Below are 20185 nucleotides of genomic sequence, written 5' to 3'. Positions count from 1 at the left end.
CGCGCCGTCGTCGAAATACAGCGTCAGCGCGCCGTGCTCGAAAGGCTCGGCCAGGCGCGTGGTCCGCGTGGGATAGGTTTTTTCGGCTTCGCCATGCAGGAAGAGACGCTCGTCGTCCGCCGTCAGTTCCACGGCATGGGCGCGGGCGCTGCGCCCGTCGAAATAGGTTGCGGCGTGCATGGCGGTCACCAGGAAAGATCGATACCGAGGAGGTCGGCGCTGCTGTCGCCTGCGGCGCCGCCGTCCGTACCGGCGCTCGAGAGGATGTGGTCGAAACCATCGTCGACTTCGAGCGCCAGGTGGGCCAGCCGGTAGCGGTAGGCGCTGACCACCGCGAACGGGCGATACAAGCCAAGGCTCAGCAGGGTCAGGACCAGGTTCTTGAGCTGGAGGCGAGCGTAGCCCCGCGCCGTCAAGGTGGAGACGAAACGGACGCCGGGAAAGCTGGTGCGCGGCAGGCAGAGGTTGAGCGTGCGTACCTGCTGGTACGGGCCGAGCAGCAGGTAGGCCACGACAGCGCTCGCCAGGGAACCGGCCACGCCGATCGCCATGACTGCTGTCTCCGCGGCAAACACTTTTTGCAGCGGGATGCTGAGCAGGCCCAGCCCCATGAAAAGGACGATGAGGCAGGACGCGAGCAGCAGGCCGCGGAGGTAGATCCCGAAGAACGGCCCGGTCGGCAGTTCGGTCGTGGTGTGCTGGTCGCCAAAGGCGACGTGCCCGTACTGGTAGCGCTTCATCGCGGCATACATTGCGGGCCAGCCGAGGTAGAGCAGCACAGGCAGGGCGGACCAGGGGGTCTGCCCCATGACAGCCACCACCACGCCCGGCAGCAGGAAGACGGTAATCGGCGACAGGTAGCTACGGTAGGCGTGGGGGACAGAGCCCGTGAATCGGAAGCGCAACCCGCGCCAGGACGTGTTTCCCAGTCGGAAGCGCAGCGCGCCACGCATCATGTACGGCAGCGCCAGCAGCAGCATGGCGACGCTTGCCAGGCCGAAGACAAGCGAGAAGCCGAAGGCGTAGTTGTACAGCGCAAGCAGCACCACGGCCAGCACGCGCCCACGCAGGATGGCGGTGGGCTGGCCGTGGAAGTCGAAGCGGGCGCCGGCAAGCAGCGTGCTGCGGTCGAAATACGCGAGGCGGCGCACCTTGGCCCAGGCTGAATAGATGCCCAGCGTGGCCAGGCTCAGGAGCAGGTTGACGACCCAGATGCGGAAATATTCCCTTCCGCTGCCGGTGAAGCGAAAGTGAAAGACGCGCGGGAGCGCGGGAGCAGCAAGGGCCAGCGGTGCGCCGGCGTCGGTACAGGAACTGCTCGCAGGGGTGTCGACAGTGAGCATGGGGTGAAATGAATGGTGATTGCGGGCAATATCGCGGTGGCTGGCTAATTTGTCAACAAATATGTACACGGCGGCTCCGTCCGGTCGTGTCCGCGGCGCGACACCCCCTGTCGCGCCGTCGACTACGATGGTTTCTCGACATATATCGATGCCAACAGCGCCCCAGCACCCACCTGGGTGCAACGACAGCGATGGAAATTTCCCTCTGGCAATGGTATAGTTTTTAGAACATAAGCTGCCGGCCACCCGGCAGCAGTCAACCGTCTCCCGAAAGCGCACATGGCAACTCCCCAGGCAGCCCTCGACTTCTCCGACTTCACCCTCAACGATATCCACGTCGGCACGCGCCTGTACACGGCCCTCGTGACGCATGCCCATGCTACCGGCGGGGCTCCCGTCTTCTATTCGGACATCCTCCAGCAGGCGCGCGCGCTCGATGCGAACGACGCCGAACTCCAGCGCGCCGTACCGATCGGCATTGGCATGAAGCTGCTGTTCGTGGAGCGTTTCTGCCTGCTGAACGGCTATCCGACTCTCGCCTGCCTGGCAGTGAGCAAGGCGCGCGGCCGGCCCAGCGAGGGGTACAAGGGCGACTGGGAGGCGGACAAGCAGGCGGTGGCGCAATTCGACTGGTCGACCGCACAGGCGCAGCTGGATGCCTACGTGATCGAAGCCCGGCGTGCCGTCACGCCGCGCAAGCGCCGCACGGAAGCCAAAGCACTGGATCTGCGCTATCAGCACTTCAAGGGCAACCGCCAGGCCTACAGCAAGGTGAGCGACGAGGAGGCGCAAGAGATCCTCACGCTGCTGATCGAGGGCTTCGATGCCGACGCCGCCTACGGGCGCGTGATCGCGGCGCGCGCGCTACTGGCGGGGGCATGATGGACAAGGAACCGAACGAGATGAACGATATGAACACGAACCCGGAGAACAGCCTCGCTGCCTTGAAGCGGGAATGGGACAGCTTCAAGCGCGAGCCGCTGAAACCGGTGGTCGAGAAAGAATGGCGCCTGTTCCTCGACTGGAAGAACAGCGTCCCGATCGCCGAGATGCCGCTCGACCGCTATACGGGCCTGCTCGACGAGGGAGGCCAGCCTTATTTTACTTACCTGATCGAGCGCCAGACCACGCACTGTGGCCGGTTCCGCGCAGCCAGCAGCAACGGTTACGGCGTGTTCCGCACGCGGGCGAAGGCCGGGGCCGGGGCGGCCGGAACCCTGTTCCGGATCGCAGGCCAGGCCAGTGCCGAAGGCAATGCCGAGCCGGTGTCGCAAGCGAAGGCGCAGAAGTATTTCGAGAGCGAGGTGAGGCCGGTGCTGGTCGCGTTGGCCGCTTACGCAGACCGCGACGACCTGAGCCCGCTGGAGATCAACTTCGCCCGCAAGGTCGCCTACATGTACAACCCGGGACGCCTGCTTGCCCTGTACAAGGGCGAGGTGATCCGCAGGATCGGCCGCCTGCTGAAACTTGACGAAGACGAGCTCGAAGGCTACAAGGCAACCGAAGCGATCAAGCGCGCCCTCACGGCCGCCTGGAACATCAGCCCCGAGGATACCTGCACCTGGGACCGCGAAACGCTGCGGTCCTGGGGGCGTGACGGCGACAATGGTCGACTGAGCCTCGAATTCGAGATCAGCCAGAAGCTGACGAATTTCCTGTACCAGCGCTTCGGCACCACCATCGAGTTCGAGCACAAGAACACGATCTTCTACGGTCCGCCCGGCACCGGCAAGACCCACATGGTCACCGAGGCCATCGCCAGGCGCGCCATGCTGGAAGGGCGCGCGCTCGCGGAGATGCGTGAAATCGTCCAGTTCCATCCGAGTTACTCCTATGAGGACTTCATCGAAGGGCTCAAACCCGTCCCCGCCGGCAGCGGCATCGACCTCGTGGTCAAGCCGGGCGTGTTCAAGCTGTTCTGCAAACGCGCGATGGACGCCCTGCGGGCGGACAGGCTGGCGGGAACCGCACCGCGGGCCTTCTATTTCGTGGTGGACGAGATCAACCGCGCGGAACTGTCGCGCGTGCTGGGCGAGGTGCTGGTTTGCCTCGAGGACTCCAAGCGCATCGATGTCGACCGCGAGGGCAGGGAGACCGGACTGCGCGTGAAGACCCAGTACAGCTACCTGGCGAAAGAGGGAGAGGATCCGGACTTCGGCGTGCCCGCCAACGTGGTCTTCATCGGCACGATGAACGACATCGACCGCAGCATCGACAGCTTCGACATGGCGCTGCGCCGTCGTTTCGCCTGGGTGCCGACGGCCTGCGACTACGGGGTCGTGCGCGACACGTTTGGCGACCACAAGCATGCCCAGCGCTACGAAGAGATCTGCCGCGAACTCAACACCTTCATCCGCGAGGGCCTGCAACTGGGCGCCTCGTATGAAATCGGCCATGCCTATTTCATGAAGCTCGCCCAGCGTGGCCTGAGTGCGGCCTCGGTGCGCGACCTGTTCGACACCAGCATCGAGCCGCTACTGGCGGAGTACCTGCGCGCCGAATACAGCGCGGGCGAGGTCAAGGACAGGCTCAAGACCGCACGCGAGATCTTCTCGCTGTCGCGCGCCCCAGGCAAGGCCGCGCCGGCGGCATGATTCGCGTCGAAGACAATTGCCAACGGCGCGCCCTGTCGGAAGCAGCGGATGGCGCGGCCGCGCTGAAGGCGTGCAAGGCTGCGCCCGCGGGACTGACGGTCACCCTCGAGGCCTATCTTGCGGCCGGCAATGGCCTGTTTTCCTTCGGCGGCAAGGATGCGGCGGAAAGCCGGCGCAAGCGGGACGAGGAACTGGTGGTGGCGCTGGGCGCGAGCGCCGATGCCGAGGCCACGATCCAGACCGGCAACTACGTCGGGCGTTTCAGCTTCGGGAAGGTGGCGTTCGATATCGGTTCGCGCTTCGGCGATGCCTTCATGCAGCGCATGCTGAACTTCGCGAACGATATTTTCATCGACGACGGGTTCTCGCCGGGCGCGCGTATCGAGGCCGGGACGATGGACTACGCCCGCGCGCTGCTCTACATGATGTTCGTGCAGGCGCTGGAGAAGGCCTTCCTGCTGGGTTTGCCCAAGGCTTACCGCAGCGTCGCCCGCCATGACCCGGTGGTGCGCGGCCGCATCGACGTGGCGCGCTTGGTGCGCGACGACATTCCCTTCCTGGGCAAGGTGTCGACGGTGGCGCGCGAGCAGCAGGCCAGCGTGGCCATCGTCGACGTGCTCGCGAAAGCGATATCGGTGATCGACCGGAACGGCGGCAAGCGCATGCTGGGGCGCATTGCCCACGTGCGCGCGGACCTGGCCGGGCGCCGGTCCGGCCGGCCCGTGACGCGGGCGACCGTCGCCGCGGCCCAGTCGGACAAGAGCCTGGGCAATCCGATCTTCGCGCCCTACCGAAGGGTGCTGGAGCTGGCGGCCATGATCGTCAGGCTCGACGCGGCCCGCCAGCATCCTACGGGCAGCAGCAGCGCCCCCGGCTTCCTGCTGAACGTGGCCGAGCTGTTCGAAATCTATGTCCGCAAGCTGCTGGCACGCAGTTTCCCGGCCTGGCGGGTGTCATCCCCGGCCATCTTCCTGCACGCCGGGCGCTTCTACGAGCGCAACATCATTCCGGACATCGTCATGGAACACGAGGACGGCGTGCGCGTGGCGGTCTTCGATACCAAGTACAAGCGCATGCACTTCCAGGGCCGCGGTCGCCATGGCGCCGGCGACGTCGACCGCGAGGACTACTTCCAGATCTCGACCTACATGAGCCATTACCGGCTCCATCCGGGCAAGCGCCTGGTGGCCGGCGGTTTGCTGTATCCGCTGGGCGCGGCGCCGGCGCAGCCGCTGTGTCACGACAGCTGGATGGCCGACGCGGAGATCGCATTCGTCGTCGACGGCATTGTGGTGCCGCCACGCCAGGATGGTGAGGACTTCCCCGATGCCGTCGCCGCCGAACGGGCATTCGTGGAGCGTATCGCGGCGCTGCTCGAACCGGGTCGCTAGCAAGACCGGCCTGCGACGTGGCTCGTCGCACTGTCGTCTACGATAGCGCCCTTGCCGACTTCGCAGGAGAGCTGATGACCTTCAACAAGCATGTCCGGGGCGTGGTGGGCACCGAACTGGGCGCCATACAGCAGCGCGGCTTCACCGGTGCGCTCGACGCCCGGCCGGCCCCGCGGCTGCTCTACCTCCTTGCCGACGGCCCCCAGCTTCACGAGGCCGTCGCGGACGGCGCCTTGCCCGCGCAGGACAGCCGTTTTGCCGGCGAGGCCGCCCTTGACGCCTATGCGCTGCCCTTGCTGACCGCCTTCATCGACGAGCGCCGCGTGCGCCGGCCCGCCGCGCCGGAATACCGCTTCGGGGAAGCCCTGGCCGAAGGCATCGAAGCGGCCGGTTCCTACTTCGAACGCTACCTGGTGCGCCTGTTCGAGGGCGCCGATGCCGCACTCGAACGTCACGAAGGCAGGCTGCCGTACGCACTCGGCCTGCGTACCGCGGAGCTCGACATGGCCGTGCACGGCGGTCCGCAGCGAAGCTTCCTGCTCGCCAGCGCCATCTACGATCCCGCAAGCCAGCGCGCCATCCTGGGGGCGATCTTCACTGCGTTCGAAACCTATCAGGCAGCGGCGGGCGAGCGCTTTGGAGAGCAGAACGTGGGGCAGGTGCTGGCCTCCTGCTGGGATGGATTTCGCCAGGCCGTCGCGATGGTGTTGCCGCGGTTCCGGCCGCCGCAGCTGCACGCCGAGCGCGAGTGGGTGGCGCTGGCGCGCTGGCGCAGCCCGACCCGCTTCCAGCTCGTCGGCGACCTGCTGGTGCCGGCGCTGTCCCCGGGCGCGCATGCGCCGGCCGGGCGCGGCTTGCCGCTCGAGCGCACGCTGGTGCATGGGGGCGTGCCGCAAGCGCTGGCAGCGGAGGGCCTGCGCCAGTTCTACCGGTTGCACGGCTTGCCGGCGCGGGTATTGGCGGCGCCGGGCATGCCAGGACGCTGACGCCTTGGCACCGGTCCGCGGCGACACCGGCTGGGTTTCAGGCGCCGCCGCAGCTGTGCTGGCTGTCCGGCAGCGTCCAGGCTTCCCCGGTGCGGCGGTTGAATGCCGCGTATTCCGAGCCGCGGTCGTCGCCAGGCGGGCAATCGGCCGGCACCGAATGCAGGCAGACCAGGACAGGATCCCCCGGCCGGCTGCGGGCGACTTCGGGCTCGGTCTCGTAGGAGACGCCCTGCAGCCCGCTGCGATATTCGATGCGAGTCCCGCTGCCTTCCTGTTCCGCACCGGACACCTCCAGGCGCTGACCGATGCGGGCGATCGAGTCGTGCATGCACTGGCCGCGGCGAAGCGGCAGCGCGCCCGCTGGCGGCTGCGTGTCCAGCAGCAGGGCGATCCGCTGCGTATAGGCCGCGGAGACGCAATCGACCGTCGTGCAGGCGTTGCGCCGCGCCAGCCAGGTGCGCTGTCCGTCCAGCAGGGGCTGGCGCTGCGCTGCCGCGGCCGCCGAGCGCTGCCAGGCATACAAGGCGGCGACCAGCCGGTCCTGGTAGGCCAATGGCGCATCCGCGCAGACGACCCGCTCGGCAAAGACGCGCGCCTGGCTGCAATCGTAGGAAGGAGAGACGGGATTGCCCGGTTCCGGCTCCGCCGCAGGCAGGGCCAGGGCAGTCGCCGCCGGGGGCGCGGTGACGGGGTGTTCAGCCGGCGCTCGCATTTTCGCTATCTCGAGCGGCACGAAATTGCCGGCAATGCCCAGCACGCGCCAGCGGTAGCCGAATTCCTGGCCACTGAAGCTGCTGAAGAAAACGAAGTCCGACCTGCTTGTCGCCGCCGTGACGGCAGGCCCGGAGATCTCGCCGATCAAGGCCCCCACTGGATCGTTCGCACCGTCCGACTGTGCCATGGTGCGGATGTGTTGACGGGCATAGTGGCCGAAGTCCCCGAGCGTCGGGTTTTTATATGCCAGCAGACCGGCGGCGAACAGTGAGGTCAGGAGGAGGGTGGTGGAGCGATGGTTCATGCTGGTCGACATAGTGAAGCTGCGTGCCCGGACGCCAGGCAGGACGAGCGGGGAGGGAACCCCGCAGTATAACGGCGCCAGCATGCGGGAAACTCTCCAATATGCACGACGGCCCGGCATTGATGGTGATATCCCTGTGGCGCGCCCTGGCCCAGGACTGGCGCGGGGAACAAAGCTGGGTCGACCAGGCCCTGGCCGTCACGCCCGCACGCTACCGTCCACGGCCTGCTCGTCGCCGGCGGCGCAGCGGGCATCGCGGCCGCATTCAACACCCCGCTGGCCGGGGTCATGTTCGCCATCGAGGAACTGGGCGCGCGCCGGAGCAGCGTAACAGTGGCCTGATCATCGCGGCGATCGTGCTCGGCGGTCTCGTCGCCGTATCGGTCCATGGCAATGCCACTTGTTTCGGCGTCATCCATACCGGCACGGTCGGCCTGTCGCTGCTGTTGCCGGGGCTGGTGCTCGCCCTGTGCACGGGCCTGGCCGGCGGACTGCTTTCGCGGCTCCTGATCGCGTCGACAGGCGGCCAGGGCGCGACCCCATGAGCCGCCTGCGCGCGCGTCGCCCGGTCCTGTTCGGCGCCCTGTGCGGCTTGCTTGTCGCCGCCATCGGCCTGGTGGCCGCGGGCGCGGCCTTCGGCTCCGGCCATGCCCCCACGCGCGGTATGGTCGATGGGGTGGCGACGATGCCGATGGTGTACGCATTCTTCAAGTTCGTGGCGACCTGGCTCAGCGCCTGGTCCGGCGTGCCGGCAGGGATTTTCGCCCCCCTCTCGCCGTCGGCGCCGCGCTCGGAAACGACGTCGCCCTGCTGTTCTACGGCACCCAGGCACCGGCACTGATCGCCCGGGCATGGTGGGATTCTGGCGGCGGCAACCCAGGCGCCGCTGACGGCCTTCATCATCGTCATGGAAATGGTGGATGGCCACTCGATGGTGCTCAGCCTGATGGCCTGCGCGCTGGTGTCGAGCATGCTGGCGCGCGTCTTCAGCCCGCCGCTGTACCCGGCGCTGGCACGCATGCAGATGGCGCGTGCGGACACGGCGGGTGACTGGCGCCGCGCAGGCCCGGGCCGGCAAACCCTTGTGGAGCGTGAAGCCCGGCCTGCTGCCGGTCCCGATTTCGTCGCGGGCTCCGCTGCAGGATTGGGAACAACAACACGCAAACGCCTACTCGACCTGCGGATTTGCAAAATAACAATAGGCGGTCCGGGGCCTGAAAGCAGGCACCACAGTAGGTGCAGCAAACACAAGCTCGTCGTTCAATGGACAGTCGATCCGGTCTATGCCGCTACCATCGGGCGACCAGGTCGCCAGGTTTTTGCCCAGCGGACCGGCGATTGGCGCCCATTGCGCAAGTTGCTGGATCGTGGACCAGGCGGCCCGCCTCATCGTACGATCTGTCAGATTGTTGAAGCGTCCCACCTCGTTGATCATGGTGCAGTACTCGAAGAGTGGCGGTACCGCCGGACCGTTGCTATTGCAGCCCCCGTTGTATTGTTGTGCGACAAGCACGTTGGTGGGCATCAGTGTCCTTCCCCGATACATGCCTCCCCAGCTGAAATAGCCCAGGTAGCCGGCTGAATAATTATCATAAGCCATGTAGCCAGGATTGTTCGTCGTCCCCGTTTGCGGCGTTGCCGCTTGCCCGAACAGCGCCAACGCCCGTTCAGTGTTTTGCGGACGCGAAACCCCATATCTGCGGGTAAGGGCAGGCTCGTTGCCGACAAGAAAAAGGATGCCCGCCATACGGAGTGCGTCCCGCTGCCCATCCGCCACCGCAGCATCGAGGTAGGCATCTGTTTCTCTTCGCGGGCATGAAAAAACGCGGGTACGGCATAAGTCGAACATCGTCATCGACGCAGCTGACCATTCGTGGGCGGCTGCCGACCTCAGGTAAGCTTCGGCGCGCCGGAGCGAAACGCGCTCGGACTGGCTGATCTGGACCGGGTCTTCAGGTGACCGTCGCGATGCCAGCTTGGGTCCGAGCTCGAAGAGCACGAGCATCGCTGCCAGTTGCTGGGCAGGCTCATAACCGGCATCGGCCAGTCGCTGTAGCCGTTGACGGCTCGGAAGGCTATCGATGAGGTTGGCACCAGGCCTGCAGACTGCCCATACCGTGTCGAACACAATGGCAAGTTCACCGCCAGCCTCCGCATCGGCTTGCACGGATCGGACGAGTTGCGCATCGCTGGCCAGTAGCGAACAAAATCCCAGCAAATTCTGGAACTTGGCGATCTCGCGGATTTTGAGGCCATAGGCATAGTTGTCCGCGACCGCTTCGCCACCAATCAAGCGCTTGTACCATGGCGTGGTATCGTCGGCACGAGCGGGATCGATATCGCCGTCGAACCCGAAAAAACACGAAAGGGCCGGACTGGCGCAAAGCCGTTCCATGTCCTGCACCAGGAGAATGCGGGATTTCGGGGCGTCCTGTGCGTTCCCGCCGTCATCGGCGGCGCAGGCCTCGCCCAGGACGATGCCGACGACACGATGGAGCCGGTTGAACGTGGGGGCGCCACTCAGGCCCGGTGAAGTCTGCATTGTGGCGTTACGAGAGATGCCGTAAGCGTTGGAGCAACGCCCACTGGCCATGTCGGCACGTAGTACGCCGCGTGCGGTGTCGATCGTGTTTGCCGAACCGGGTTGCACGGCATCCGATCCCCGATATCCCGCGGCATACACGGGTTCGTTGTCGGATGCCTTGCGCGCAAGCGTAGCGAAGGGCCAGCCTGGCCGACCGATCTTCTCGGCGGCCGACGGCAGGCCGAGAACGATGTAGTCGCGGTCCGCCTGACGAGGGCCTGATATCGTGAGCGAAAACCGGTTGGCCGGGTCTCCGCGCCAATAGAAATCGATTCGACATGCTTTATTTGGGTCCGCACCGGCGGCCGATGCACAGACCGCGTAGCTCTTATCAGTGAAAAGGTGCGCGGCCGTCAGGACGTGCCCCGCGGCTGATATGAGCGTGCCAGTGCCGCGCTCCGGATCCACGGCATCGAGAGGCGATCCTTTTGCGCCGACGCGTACTTCAACGATGCCGATCACGTCCTTGTCACGTTGATTCAACATCCAGTCGTCGCCGGTCTGGGCGCTGACGGCCTGGGGCAGACCCAGCATCAGGCCGAATGCGAGGAGATATGAGCGCATCTTCGCTCCCCAGGAATTACCGAAAAAAGCTTTGTGTGCGAACCGAATGAATGACGCGGTCCGCAAAATGGTTTCCGATGACTCGACGCGAAACCGCCTGGGCTACGTCGACGGGCCTGACGAGCGCGCCGTTCACACTTTGAACCACGGCTCCGCGGAAACCCTGGTTTCCTCCCACCACATGGTATGAGCGCTTGTTACCAGCCCCCACCTGTACTTTCGTGACAAAGGCAACATGACCTTGGCCGACACTTGGACAATTTACGGTAACTGTACCTGTTTTCGCCCAGACGACCAGATCGCCTTCACGCGGGTCCATGGTCGCTTCGCTGCCCCAGCAGCGGAACGAACCGGAAGACGCGTTCCGCGTGCCAAGTGCACGAGTCTGGTTATCGAAGATGATGACGTTGGCTGCGCGCACGCGCGACCTCGAAATGCACCAATTGGCAAAGGCCGCGCACCATGGCGTTTCGTCCCCCGCATAGGGTTTTAATCCATTGCCACGAAAAAAGCCAACCACGACCGGATTGAAATAGTTATTCTTTTCCCAATCGTAAGCGAAAAATTTCAGGAATCCCGGCTGGGCCAATCGAGGCTGTTTTGCCTGAGCCGCGATGTCCCTGATATCGGCGATTACAGCATCAGGCAAAATTCCTTCGCGCAGGGCGGCAAAATAATAGGCGACGTCGATCGGTCGGCAATCAAACGGCGCACCGCGCAAAAGCACGCCACTAATTGCCTTATAGGTTTCAGGCGGCGACGTGGACCCGAAATTCTTGTTGGGGTCAGGCGATCGGAACATCCCATCCTGGAACTCTTGCGGGAAATCATCGAATTTTTCCATTCCTTCGGCAGAAATGCCATTGTTTGCCTGGGCAAAGACCGGGCGCAAGGCTAGGGAAACAGACATCGCGAGCAATCCGCCAATCGCATTTCTACGATGATTCATCATAATGTCCCCCGATAGTCGGCCAGACAATTCTGCCTCTTTGTAAATACAAGCGCAATACAATTCGGATGGAGAATCGTTCACGAGTCGCTGCACAGGTCGGGTGCTGGTCGTCCGGCTCCTCGAAGGGCGGCATCTGGTCCGCGGCCCTCGCGACGATGCCGAGCCGATGCGCCGCGCCGCGTGCCTGTCCGGGTTCAGGCGGGCAGGGCGGACCTTCAGGAGCGCATCGCCTCGGGCTGGCGGTGCTGAACCAGAGCGCGGGGAGCGTCTGCCAATTCCGGCGCGCGGCTTCGCCACGGCGGGGCGATGGGTCCCTTCATTGCAGCCACCGGCCTTGATGAACCCTGCGGATCGAGCCGCTGACTCGCGGTAACGGCCCCCAGAGGCCCATGCACCTGGTCCGGCCGACCTGCCTCCCCCACACCCGCCCACATCTTTCACCTTTGCCGTGCGCCCGAAACCACGGATAATGGCCGATCCCCGTTTTGCGTACTCATTTGGACATCCCCCATGGAAATCAAAGTCAACTTCCTCGATAAACTGCGCCTGGAAGCCAAGTTCGACGACTTCACCGTCATCGCCGACCAGCCCATCCGCTACAAGGGCGACGGTTCTGCGCCCGGTCCCTTCGACTACTTCCTGGCGTCGTCTGCCCTGTGCGCGGCCTATTTCGTGAAGTTGTACTGCAATACCCGCGACATCCCGACCGAAAACATCCGGCTTTCGCAGAACAATATCGTCGACCCGGAAAACCGCTACAAGCAGATCTTCAAGATCCAGGTCGAGCTGCCGACCGACATTTCGGAAAAGGACCGCCAGGGCATCCTGCGTTCGATCGAGCGCTGCACGGTCAAGAAAGTGGTGCAGGAAGGGCCGGAATTCGTCATCGAGGAAGTCGAGAACCTGGACGCCGATGCCCAGGCGCTCTTGACCCTGCAGCCGGATGCGCAGGCCGCCACTTATATTCCCGGCAAGGACCTGCCGCTCGAGCAAACGATTGCCAACATGTCCTCCATGCTGGCGAGCTGGGGCATCAAGATCGAAATCGCTTCCTGGCGCAATATCGTGCCGAATGTCTGGTCGCTGCATATTCGCGATGCCCATTCGCCGATGTGCTTCACCAACGGCAAGGGCGCGACCAAGGAAAGCGCATTGGCCTCGGCCCTGGGCGAATACATCGAACGCCTGAACAACAACCACTTCTATGCCGGCGTGTACTGGGGCGAAGACATCGCCAATGCCGATTTCGTCCATTACCCGAACGAGCGCTGGTTCAAGCCGGGGCCAAACGATGCGGTCCCCGCCGGGATCCTCGACGAATACTGCCTGGAAGTCTACGACCCGGACGGCGAACTGCGCGGCTCGCACCTGGTCGATACCAATTCGGGTAATGCGAAGCGCGGCATCGTCTCGCTGCCCTACCAACGTTTGTCGGACGGCGCAACCGTGTATTTCCCGTCGAATCTGGTCGAAAACCTGTATGCCAGCAATGGCATGAGCGCCGGGAATACGCTGGCCGAGGCGCAGGTGCAATGCCTGTCCGAGATATTCGAGCGCGCCGTGAAACGCGAGATCCTGGAAGGCGAACTGGCCCTGCCCGATGTACCGCAGGAGGTGCTGGCGAAATACCCTGGCATCGTCGCCGGCATCAAGGGCCTGGAAGAGCAGGGTTTCCCGGTATTGGTAAAAGACGCGTCGATGGGCGGTCTGTATCCGGTGATGTGCGTCACCCTGATGAATCCGCGCACGGGCGGCGTGTTCGCCTCGTTCGGCGCGCATCCGAGTTTCGAAGTGGCGCTGGAACGCAGCCTCACGGAATTGCTGCAGGGACGCAGTTTCGAGGGCCTGAACGATTTGCCGCAGCCCACCTTCGCCAGCGAAGCCGTGACGGAACCCTATAACTTCGTCGAGCACTTCATCGATTCCAGCGGCGTGGTGTCGTGGCGCTTCTTCAGCGCCAAAGCCGATTTCGATTTCGTCGAGTGGGATTTCTCCGGCGAAGGCAAGGATTCGAATAGCCAGGAAGCTGCCACCCTGCTCGGTATCCTCGCAGAGATGGGCAAGGAAGTGTATATGGCCGTGTACGACGAACTCGGCGCGACGGCCTGCCGTATCCTGGTTCCCGGTTATTCGGAAGTCTATCCGGTGGAAGACCTGGTCTGGGACAACACGAATAAAGCCCTGCTGTTCCGCGAAGATATCCTCAACCTGCATCGTCTCGACGATGACCAGCTGGCGGCGCTGCTGGAACGCCTGGAGAACAATGAGCTGGACGAGTACTCCGATATTGCCAGCCTGATCGGCATCGAGTTCGACGAGAATACCGATTGGGGCCAGCTGACGGTGCTCGAACTGCGCCTGCTGATCAACCTCGCGCTGAAACAGTTCGAGGACGCCCACGAACTGGTCGGCGCCTTCCTGCAATACAACGACAACACGGTTGAACGCCGCCTGTTCTACCAGGCGCTGAACGTGGTGCTCGAAGTGGTGCTGGACGACGAGCTGGAACTGGGCGACTACGTGCACAACTTCCGCCGCATGTACGGCGACGTGCGCATGGATGCGGCGCTGGGCTCGGTCGATGGCAGTGTGCGCTTCTTCGGCCTGGTGCCGACCAGCATGGCGCTCGAGGGCCTCGACCGCCACCATCGCCTGCTCGACAGCTACCGCAAGCTGCATGCGGCGCGTGCCAGGTCTGCGGCCGCGAAATAGACAGGCAAGGCGTCAATGACAAGGCCCACCTCATGCGTGGGCCTTTTTTTATTTTGCCGTCAATTGGCGCTTCGCGTCGAACCCATCGGTGAAATGCAATTAAGAGATTCCCGGGAGTATTTAAAGTGGATTATATTCACTCATCTATACAAATTCAATGCGTCGCGATTATATCGACCGCCCGGGCTTACTCCGAATGCGGCGTATCCGCACCTCGCCATTCTGCTAGGGCGGCCCGGAACCGTTGTAGACAATCGCTTCATGACATGCCGCACAGAGGGAGTGAGATTGCACGAAAGCTGATGGGATTGCCGCTTGGAATGCATATTTTATCTACGTCCAAAGAATATCGGGAGCGGGCTGCGGCATTTACACGACAAGCGCCACACGATTAAAACTTCGATTGCTAAGTCAGCTTTTCATATTTACACTTGCGCAGCCGTTACAGCGGCAAAGAGGCGTTTTTACAAAAAACGTGCACGCGTCCAGAGAGCGCGCGGCATTTTCATAAGCGTTATTCACGGAGACTTAAATGACCAAGCAAGTTGCAAAGAAACTGAGCATGTGTGTTGTTGCCGCCGCAGTCACCATCCTGTGCGGCTCGGCCAATTCGGCCAGCGCCCCGGCAGACGAGAACGTCCGCGTCATCGTGTCCTTCAAGGCCGGCGCCAAGACGGCGATGAAATCGGTGGCCGGTAGCCTCAACGGCACGGTGAAGAGCGAAATCTTCGGCACCAACGCCGTGTCGATGGAAGTGCCGCGCAGCGCACTGAAAGGACTGGAGAACAATCCGAACGTCGAGTTCATCGAAGAAGACTTCAAGCGCTATCCGCTGGCGCTGACGACCCCTTCGACCGGCACGCCGTACTACACCGGCCAGCAAGTCCCTTACGGCATCAAGATGGTTCAGGCCGACGTGTTGCCAGACACGAACGCCGCCAACCGCAAGGTCTGCATCATCGACTCCGGCCTCGACCGCTCGCACGAAGACCTGTCGGGCAACACCATGACCGGCGAATACGATTCCGGTACCGGCTGGTGGTATACCGACACCAACAGCCACGGTACCCACGTGGCCGGCACCATTGCCGCCATCAACAACAGCGGCGTGGGCGTGGTCGGCGTGAACGCCAACCGCCGCATCAAGCTGCACATCGTGAAGGTGTTCAGCGCCAGCGGCTGGGCCTATTCGTCCGACCTGGCCACCGCCGCCAACAAGTGCAAGGCCGCCGGCGCCAACGTCATCAGCATGTCGCTGGGCGGTTCGGGCTCGAGCACGACCGAGTCGAACGCGTTTGCCAACATCGCGGCGGCCGGCATCCTCTCCATCGCCGCAGCCGGCAATGCGGGCAATTCGTCGCAGTCCTACCCGGCCGGCTACAGCAGCGTGGTGTCGGTGGCGGCGGTCGACGAGTACAAGCAGTGGGCCAGCTTCTCGCAGTACAACAGCAAGGTCGAACTGGCCGGCCCTGGCGTGCAGGTCTATTCGACCCTGCCGGTCGCCAAGGGCAGGTACGGCTACATGAGCGGCACCTCGATGGCAACGCCGCACGTCGCTGCTGTTGCCGCACTGGTGTGGAGCTACTTCCCGACCTGCACCGCGTCGCAGATCCGTACCTCGCTGGCAAACAGCGCCCAGGACCTGGGCACGGCCGGCCGCGATACGCGCTACGGCTACGGCCTGGTGCAAGCCAAGACGGCCTACGACCGCATCCGCTCGCTGGGCTGCGGCCGCTGATCGGGGTAACCGGACGGGAGCCGGCGCAATCGCTGGCTCGCAAGGAGGACGCTTCGGCGTCCTTTTTTTTCGTGCGCGGCTCGCGACTTCGGCGCCGCCACATGTCGCTGGCAAGCTTGTCGGCACCGCTCGCTCGCCAGCCTGGGCCCCGCCAGGAATCGCTTGTCCTTCCCGATACTTTAGGCTTAAAGTATCTGCAGCACGACAGTATGGTCATCACCTGCGACACGGCGCGAGCGCCGTCGTCGCGCCCACCACTGGCCGGAGACACCATGAGCGGAACCGCTTACCTGGATACGTTTGCGCAAGACAATCTGCCGCCGGTTGAGGCGTGGCCGGAGCTGCTGTTCGATCTTCCCGAGCTGCGCTATCCCGAGCGCCTGAACTGCGCCGCCGAGTTGCTCGACGCGATGGTAACGCGCGGCTTCGGCGCGGCGACGGCGATCCGCGGCGCGCAGCTGGCCTGGACCTATGCCGAGCTGCTCGAAGTCGTCGACCGCATCGCCGGCGTGCTGCGTGGTGAGATGGGGCTGGTTCCCGGCAACCGGGTGCTGCTGCGCGGCGCCAACAATCCGATGATGGCGGCCTGCGTGCTGGCGGTGTGGAAGGCGGGCCTGATCGCCGTACCCACCATGCCGCTGCTGCGCGCCAGGGAGCTGGCCACCATCGTCAAACTGGCGCGGGTGGACGCGGTGCTGTGCGCCGCCGACCTGCGCGCGGAACTCGACCTCGCCTGCGCCGACCGAGAGACTGCGCCGCGCGTGCTCACCTTCAACGACGGCGCACCGGTCTCGCTGGAAGCGCTGATGGCGGCGATGCCGCCGCGCTTCGAGGCGGTCGCTACCTGCGCGCAGGACGTGTGCCTGCTCAGCTTTACCTCCGGCACCACCGGCCGGCCGAAGGGTACGATGCATTTTCATCGCGACGTGCTGGCGATCTGCGACTGCTTCCCGCGCTCGATGCTGGCCACAAATCCGGATGACGTCTTCATCGGTTCGCCGCCGCTGGCGTTTACCTTCGGCCTGGGCGGCCTGCTGCTGTTCCCGCTGCGCTATGGTGCCTCGACGGTGCTGCTGGAAAAGTTGACGCCGGACGCGCTGCTGGCCGCAATTGCCCGCTACCGCGCCACGGTCTGCTTCACCGCGCCCACGTTTTATCGCCAGATGGCGCCGCTGGCCGCCAATTACGACCTCGCCAGCCTTACCCGTAGCGTATCGGCCGGCGAAGCGCTGCCGCTGGAAACGCGCCAGGCCTGGCAGCGTGCCACCGGTCTCGCCATGATCGACGGGATCGGCGCGACCGAGATGCTGCACATCTTCATCTCCGCCGCAGGTGCCGACATTCGCCCCGGTGCCACCGGCCGCCCGATTCCCGGCTACCGGGCCTGCATCTGGACGAGGACGGCAACCCGGTCGGCCCCGGCGTGACCGGGCGCCTTGCCGTCAAGGGCCCGACCGGCTGCCGCTACCTGGCCGACGAGCGCCAGCGCGACTATGTGTGCAATGGCTGGAACCTGACCGGCGACGCTTACCAGGTGGACGAGGATGGCTATTACTGGTTCCAGGCGCGGGTGGACGACATGATCATCTCGGCAGGCTACAACATCGCCGGGCCGGAGATCGAGGACGTGCTGCTGCAGCACCCGGCCGTGGCCGAATGCGGCGTGGTCGGCGCGCCCGATCCGGAACGGGGGCAGGTGGTCACGGCCTACGTGGTGCTGCGCGCCGGCGGCGAGGGGAGCGCAGAGATGACGAAAACCCTGCAGGACTACGTCAAGGGCGTCGTCGCCCCTTATAAATACCCGCGCCGCATCGAGTTCCGGACAGCCTTGCCGCGCACCGAGACGGGCAAGCTGCAGCGCTTCAAGTTGCGCCAGGAAGCGCGCGAGCTCACGCAGCAGGGCGCCGCGCCATGAAGATCGTCTGCATCGGCGGCGGCCCGGCTGGCCTGTATTTCGCCCTCCTGATGAAAAAGGCGGATCCCGCCCACGAGATCACCGTCATCGAGCGCAACCGTCCCTACGATACCTTCGGCTGGGGCGTGGTGTTCTCGGACCAGACCCTGGGCAACCTGGTAGCCGCCGACGAGCCCACCGCGCGCACCATCCTGCAATCCTTCAACCACTGGGACGACATCGACGTCCACTTCAAGGGCCGCACCATCACCTCCAGCGGCCATGGCTTTTGCGGCATCGGCCGCAAGCGCCTGCTGAACATCCTGCAGGCGCGCTGCGAGGAACTCGGCGTGCGCCTGGAGTTCGAGACCCAGGTGGAGGAGGACGCGGCCGTCGCCAGCCGGTATGGCGCCGACCTCGTCGTCGCCTGCGACGGCATCAACAGCCGGGTGCGCGCGCGCCATGCCGCCACCTTCCAGCCCGATGTCGACAGCCGCCACTGCCGCTACGTATGGCTCGGCACAAAGAAGAAATTCGAGGCTTTTACTTTCGCCTTCGAGGAAACCGAGCATGGCTGGTTCCAGGCCCATTGCTACCAGTACGACGGCGACACCTCGACCTTCATCGTCGAGACGCCGGAAGCGGTCTGGCGCCGCGCCGGCCTGGATCAGATGAGCCAGGAGGAGAGCATTGCCTTCTGCGAGCGCCTGTTCGCCGCATACCTGGGTGGCCATCGCCTGATGAGCAACGCGTCGCAGGGGCGCGGTTCCAGCATGTGGATCACGTTCCCGCGCATCGTCTGCCGCGAGTGGGTGCACTGGAACAGTGTCGACGGGCGGCGCGTGCCGACCGTGCTGATGGGCGACGCCGCCCACACCGCGCACTTCTCGATCGGTTCCGGCACCAAGCTGGCGCTGGAGGATGCGATCGAACTGGCGCGCAGCTTTGCCGACGCCGACGGCGCCGATATCGGGGCGGCACTGGCGCGCTACCAGGAAGTGCGGGCGGTCGAGGTGCTGAAGATCCAGAGCGCGGCGCGCAATTCGATGGAGTGGTTCGAGAACGTGGCGCGCTATACGGCCCTGGAGGCCGAGCAGTTCGCCTATTCGATGCTCACGCGCAGCCAGCGCGTGTCGCATGAAAACCTGCGCCTGCGCGATCCCGCCTATGTGGTCCGTTTCGAGGAATGGATCGCGCGCCGCGCGCATGCCCAGGCCGGCCTGCCCCCCGCGGGGGCCGATGCCGCCGATGCTTACGCCGTTTCGGGCGCGCGGCACGCTGTTGAAGAACCGGATCGTCGTCTCGCCGATGGCGCAGTACTCAAGCGTCGATGGCGTCGCCGGCGACTACCACCTGGTGCATCTGGGCAGCCGCGCGCTGGGCGGCGCCGGCATGGTCTTCGCCGAGATGACCTGCGTCTCGGCGGACGCCCGCATCACGCCCGGCTGCCCCGGCCTGTACGCGCCCGAGCACACGGCCGCATGGAAGCGCATCGTCGACTTCGTGCATGCGGGCAGCGACGCGAAGATCGCCATCCAGCTCGGCCACGCCGGCGCCAAGGGCTCGACCCGGCGCGCCTGGGACGGCACCGACCTGCCGCTGGAAGAGGGCAACTGGCCGCTGGTCTCCGCATCCAGCCAGCAGTACCTGGAGGGCGTGTCGCAATGGGCGCGCGAAGCCACGCGCGAAGACCTGGAGCGCATCCAGCGCGACTTCGTGCGCGCGACACGCGAGGCGGCGAAAGCCGGTTTCGACTGGCTGGAGCTGCACTGCGCGCATGGCTACTTCCTGTCGAGCTTCATCTCGCCGCTGACCAACCGGCGCGGCGACGAATATGGCGGCAGCCTGCAAAACCGCTGCCGCTACCCGCTCGAGGTGTTCGCCGCCGTGCGCGCCGCCTGGCCGCTCGACAAGCCGATCAGCGTGCGCCTGTCCGCCCACGACTGGGTCGAGGGGGACTCACGCCAGCCGACGCCGTCGCGGTGGCGCGCCTGTTCAGGAGGCTGGCGCCGACATGATCGATGTCTCCTCCGGCCAGGTCAGCAAACTCGAAAAGCCCGTGTATGGGCGCATGTTCCAGACGCCGTTCGCCGACCGCATCCGCAACGAGGTTGGCATCGCGACGATTGCCGTCGGTGCCATTTTCGAGGCCGACCACGTCAACAGCATCATCGCCTCGGGCCGCGCCGACCTGTGCGCCATCGCGCGGCCCCACCTGGCCGACCCGGACCTGGACGCTGCACGAGACGGCCAAGCTCGGCTACACGGACATCGCCTGGCCGAAGCAGTATTACGCCGGCAAGCTGCAGCTCGAACGCAACCTGGAACGCGAACGCCAGATCGCCGCGGCGGGAGCCGGGCTGTCGCCGCAGGAAGTGGCGGCCAGGCTGCTCGAGGGTTAAGCGCATG

At 64.8% G+C, this 20185-nt stretch carries 12 protein-coding genes and 3 pseudogenes; 11 read left to right on the top strand and 4 right to left on the bottom strand.

Annotated elements, in window-relative coordinates; all coding sequences use genetic code 11:
* Nucleotides 1–185: 185 nt before the first annotated feature.
* Nucleotides 186–1343, bottom strand: a complete 1158-nt coding sequence (locus G4G28_RS13950; RefSeq protein ID WP_182988724.1) for a YjgN family protein — start codon at nucleotides 1341–1343, stop codon at nucleotides 186–188.
* A 279-nt stretch (nucleotides 1344–1622) separates the two neighbouring features.
* Here G4G28_RS13950 and G4G28_RS13945 point away from each other — a divergent pair, with 279 nt between their 5' ends.
* From G4G28_RS13945 to G4G28_RS13930, 4 genes are all read left to right on the top strand, one after another.
* Nucleotides 1623–2225, top strand: a complete 603-nt coding sequence (locus G4G28_RS13945; protein WP_182988723.1) for a hypothetical protein — start codon at nucleotides 1623–1625, stop codon at nucleotides 2223–2225.
* Complete coding sequence (locus G4G28_RS13940; RefSeq protein ID WP_182988722.1) at nucleotides 2222–3937, top strand: McrB family protein; 1716 nt, start codon at nucleotides 2222–2224, stop codon at nucleotides 3935–3937. The genes G4G28_RS13945 and G4G28_RS13940 overlap by 4 nt, the downstream gene beginning before the upstream one ends.
* On the top strand, nucleotides 3934–5328 hold the full coding sequence (locus G4G28_RS13935) for a hypothetical protein (RefSeq protein WP_182988721.1): 1395 nt from the start codon (nucleotides 3934–3936) through the stop codon (nucleotides 5326–5328). The genes G4G28_RS13940 and G4G28_RS13935 overlap by 4 nt, the downstream gene beginning before the upstream one ends.
* Before the next feature lie 74 nt (nucleotides 5329–5402).
* Nucleotides 5403–6314: a hypothetical protein gene (locus G4G28_RS13930; protein ID WP_183107491.1), complete on the top strand. Its 912-nt coding sequence runs from the start codon at nucleotides 5403–5405 to the stop codon at nucleotides 6312–6314.
* A gap of 37 nt (nucleotides 6315–6351) precedes the next feature.
* Here G4G28_RS13930 and G4G28_RS13925 read toward each other — a convergent pair whose 3' ends face one another.
* A complete protein-coding gene (locus G4G28_RS13925; RefSeq protein ID WP_183107490.1) occupies nucleotides 6352–7332 on the bottom strand; it encodes a lysozyme inhibitor LprI family protein in 981 nt (326 codons plus the stop codon).
* Between the two features lie 225 nt (nucleotides 7333–7557).
* Between G4G28_RS13925 and G4G28_RS29260 the strand changes: the two genes are divergently transcribed.
* The 3 genes and pseudogenes from G4G28_RS29260 to G4G28_RS26325 form a co-directional block, all read left to right on the top strand.
* Nucleotides 7558–7674: a chloride channel protein gene (locus G4G28_RS29260; protein ID WP_374039802.1), complete on the top strand. Its 117-nt coding sequence runs from the start codon at nucleotides 7558–7560 to the stop codon at nucleotides 7672–7674.
* A 14-nt stretch (nucleotides 7675–7688) separates the two neighbouring features.
* A complete protein-coding gene (locus G4G28_RS29255) occupies nucleotides 7689–7877 on the top strand; it encodes a hypothetical protein (RefSeq protein WP_374039801.1) in 189 nt (62 codons plus the stop codon).
* Nucleotides 7874–8254: pseudogene (locus tag G4G28_RS26325) on the top strand (chloride channel protein); the annotation flags it as partial. The gene G4G28_RS29255 and the pseudogene G4G28_RS26325, both read left to right, overlap by 4 nt.
* 246 nt (nucleotides 8255–8500) lie before the next feature.
* On the opposite strand, the gene G4G28_RS26320 reads toward G4G28_RS26325, so the two are convergent.
* Entirely contained in the window at nucleotides 8501–10480 is a 1980-nt protein-coding gene (locus tag G4G28_RS26320; protein WP_182988718.1) for a serine protease, read from the bottom strand.
* A gap of 16 nt (nucleotides 10481–10496) precedes the next feature.
* Nucleotides 10497–11432 (bottom strand): CHAP domain-containing protein, encoded by a 936-nt coding sequence (locus G4G28_RS13915; protein ID WP_182988717.1) that lies wholly within the window; start codon nucleotides 11430–11432, stop codon nucleotides 10497–10499.
* Between the two features lie 510 nt (nucleotides 11433–11942).
* On the opposite strand from G4G28_RS13915, the gene G4G28_RS13910 reads away from it, so the two are divergent.
* From G4G28_RS13910 to G4G28_RS27570, 4 genes and pseudogenes are all read left to right on the top strand, one after another.
* Nucleotides 11943–14144 (top strand): OsmC domain/YcaO domain-containing protein, encoded by a 2202-nt coding sequence (locus tag G4G28_RS13910; RefSeq protein WP_182988716.1) that lies wholly within the window; start codon nucleotides 11943–11945, stop codon nucleotides 14142–14144.
* Nucleotides 14145–14676: 532 nt separating this feature from the next.
* A complete protein-coding gene (locus tag G4G28_RS13905) occupies nucleotides 14677–15882 on the top strand; it encodes a S8 family peptidase (RefSeq protein WP_182988715.1) in 1206 nt (401 codons plus the stop codon).
* A gap of 272 nt (nucleotides 15883–16154) precedes the next feature.
* Nucleotides 16155–17797: pseudogene (locus tag G4G28_RS13900) on the top strand (AMP-binding protein).
* Nucleotides 17794–20178, top strand: a pseudogene (locus G4G28_RS27570) (bifunctional salicylyl-CoA 5-hydroxylase/oxidoreductase). The pseudogenes G4G28_RS13900 and G4G28_RS27570 overlap by 4 nt, the downstream one beginning before the upstream one ends.
* Nucleotides 20179–20185: the final 7 nt, after the last annotated feature.

The organism is Massilia sp. Dwa41.01b, from assembly GCF_014171775.1.
In the GTDB taxonomy this organism is placed as follows: Bacteria; Pseudomonadota; Gammaproteobacteria; order Burkholderiales; family Burkholderiaceae_D; genus Telluria.
This window is presented reverse-complemented; position numbering and strand designations above follow the sequence as displayed.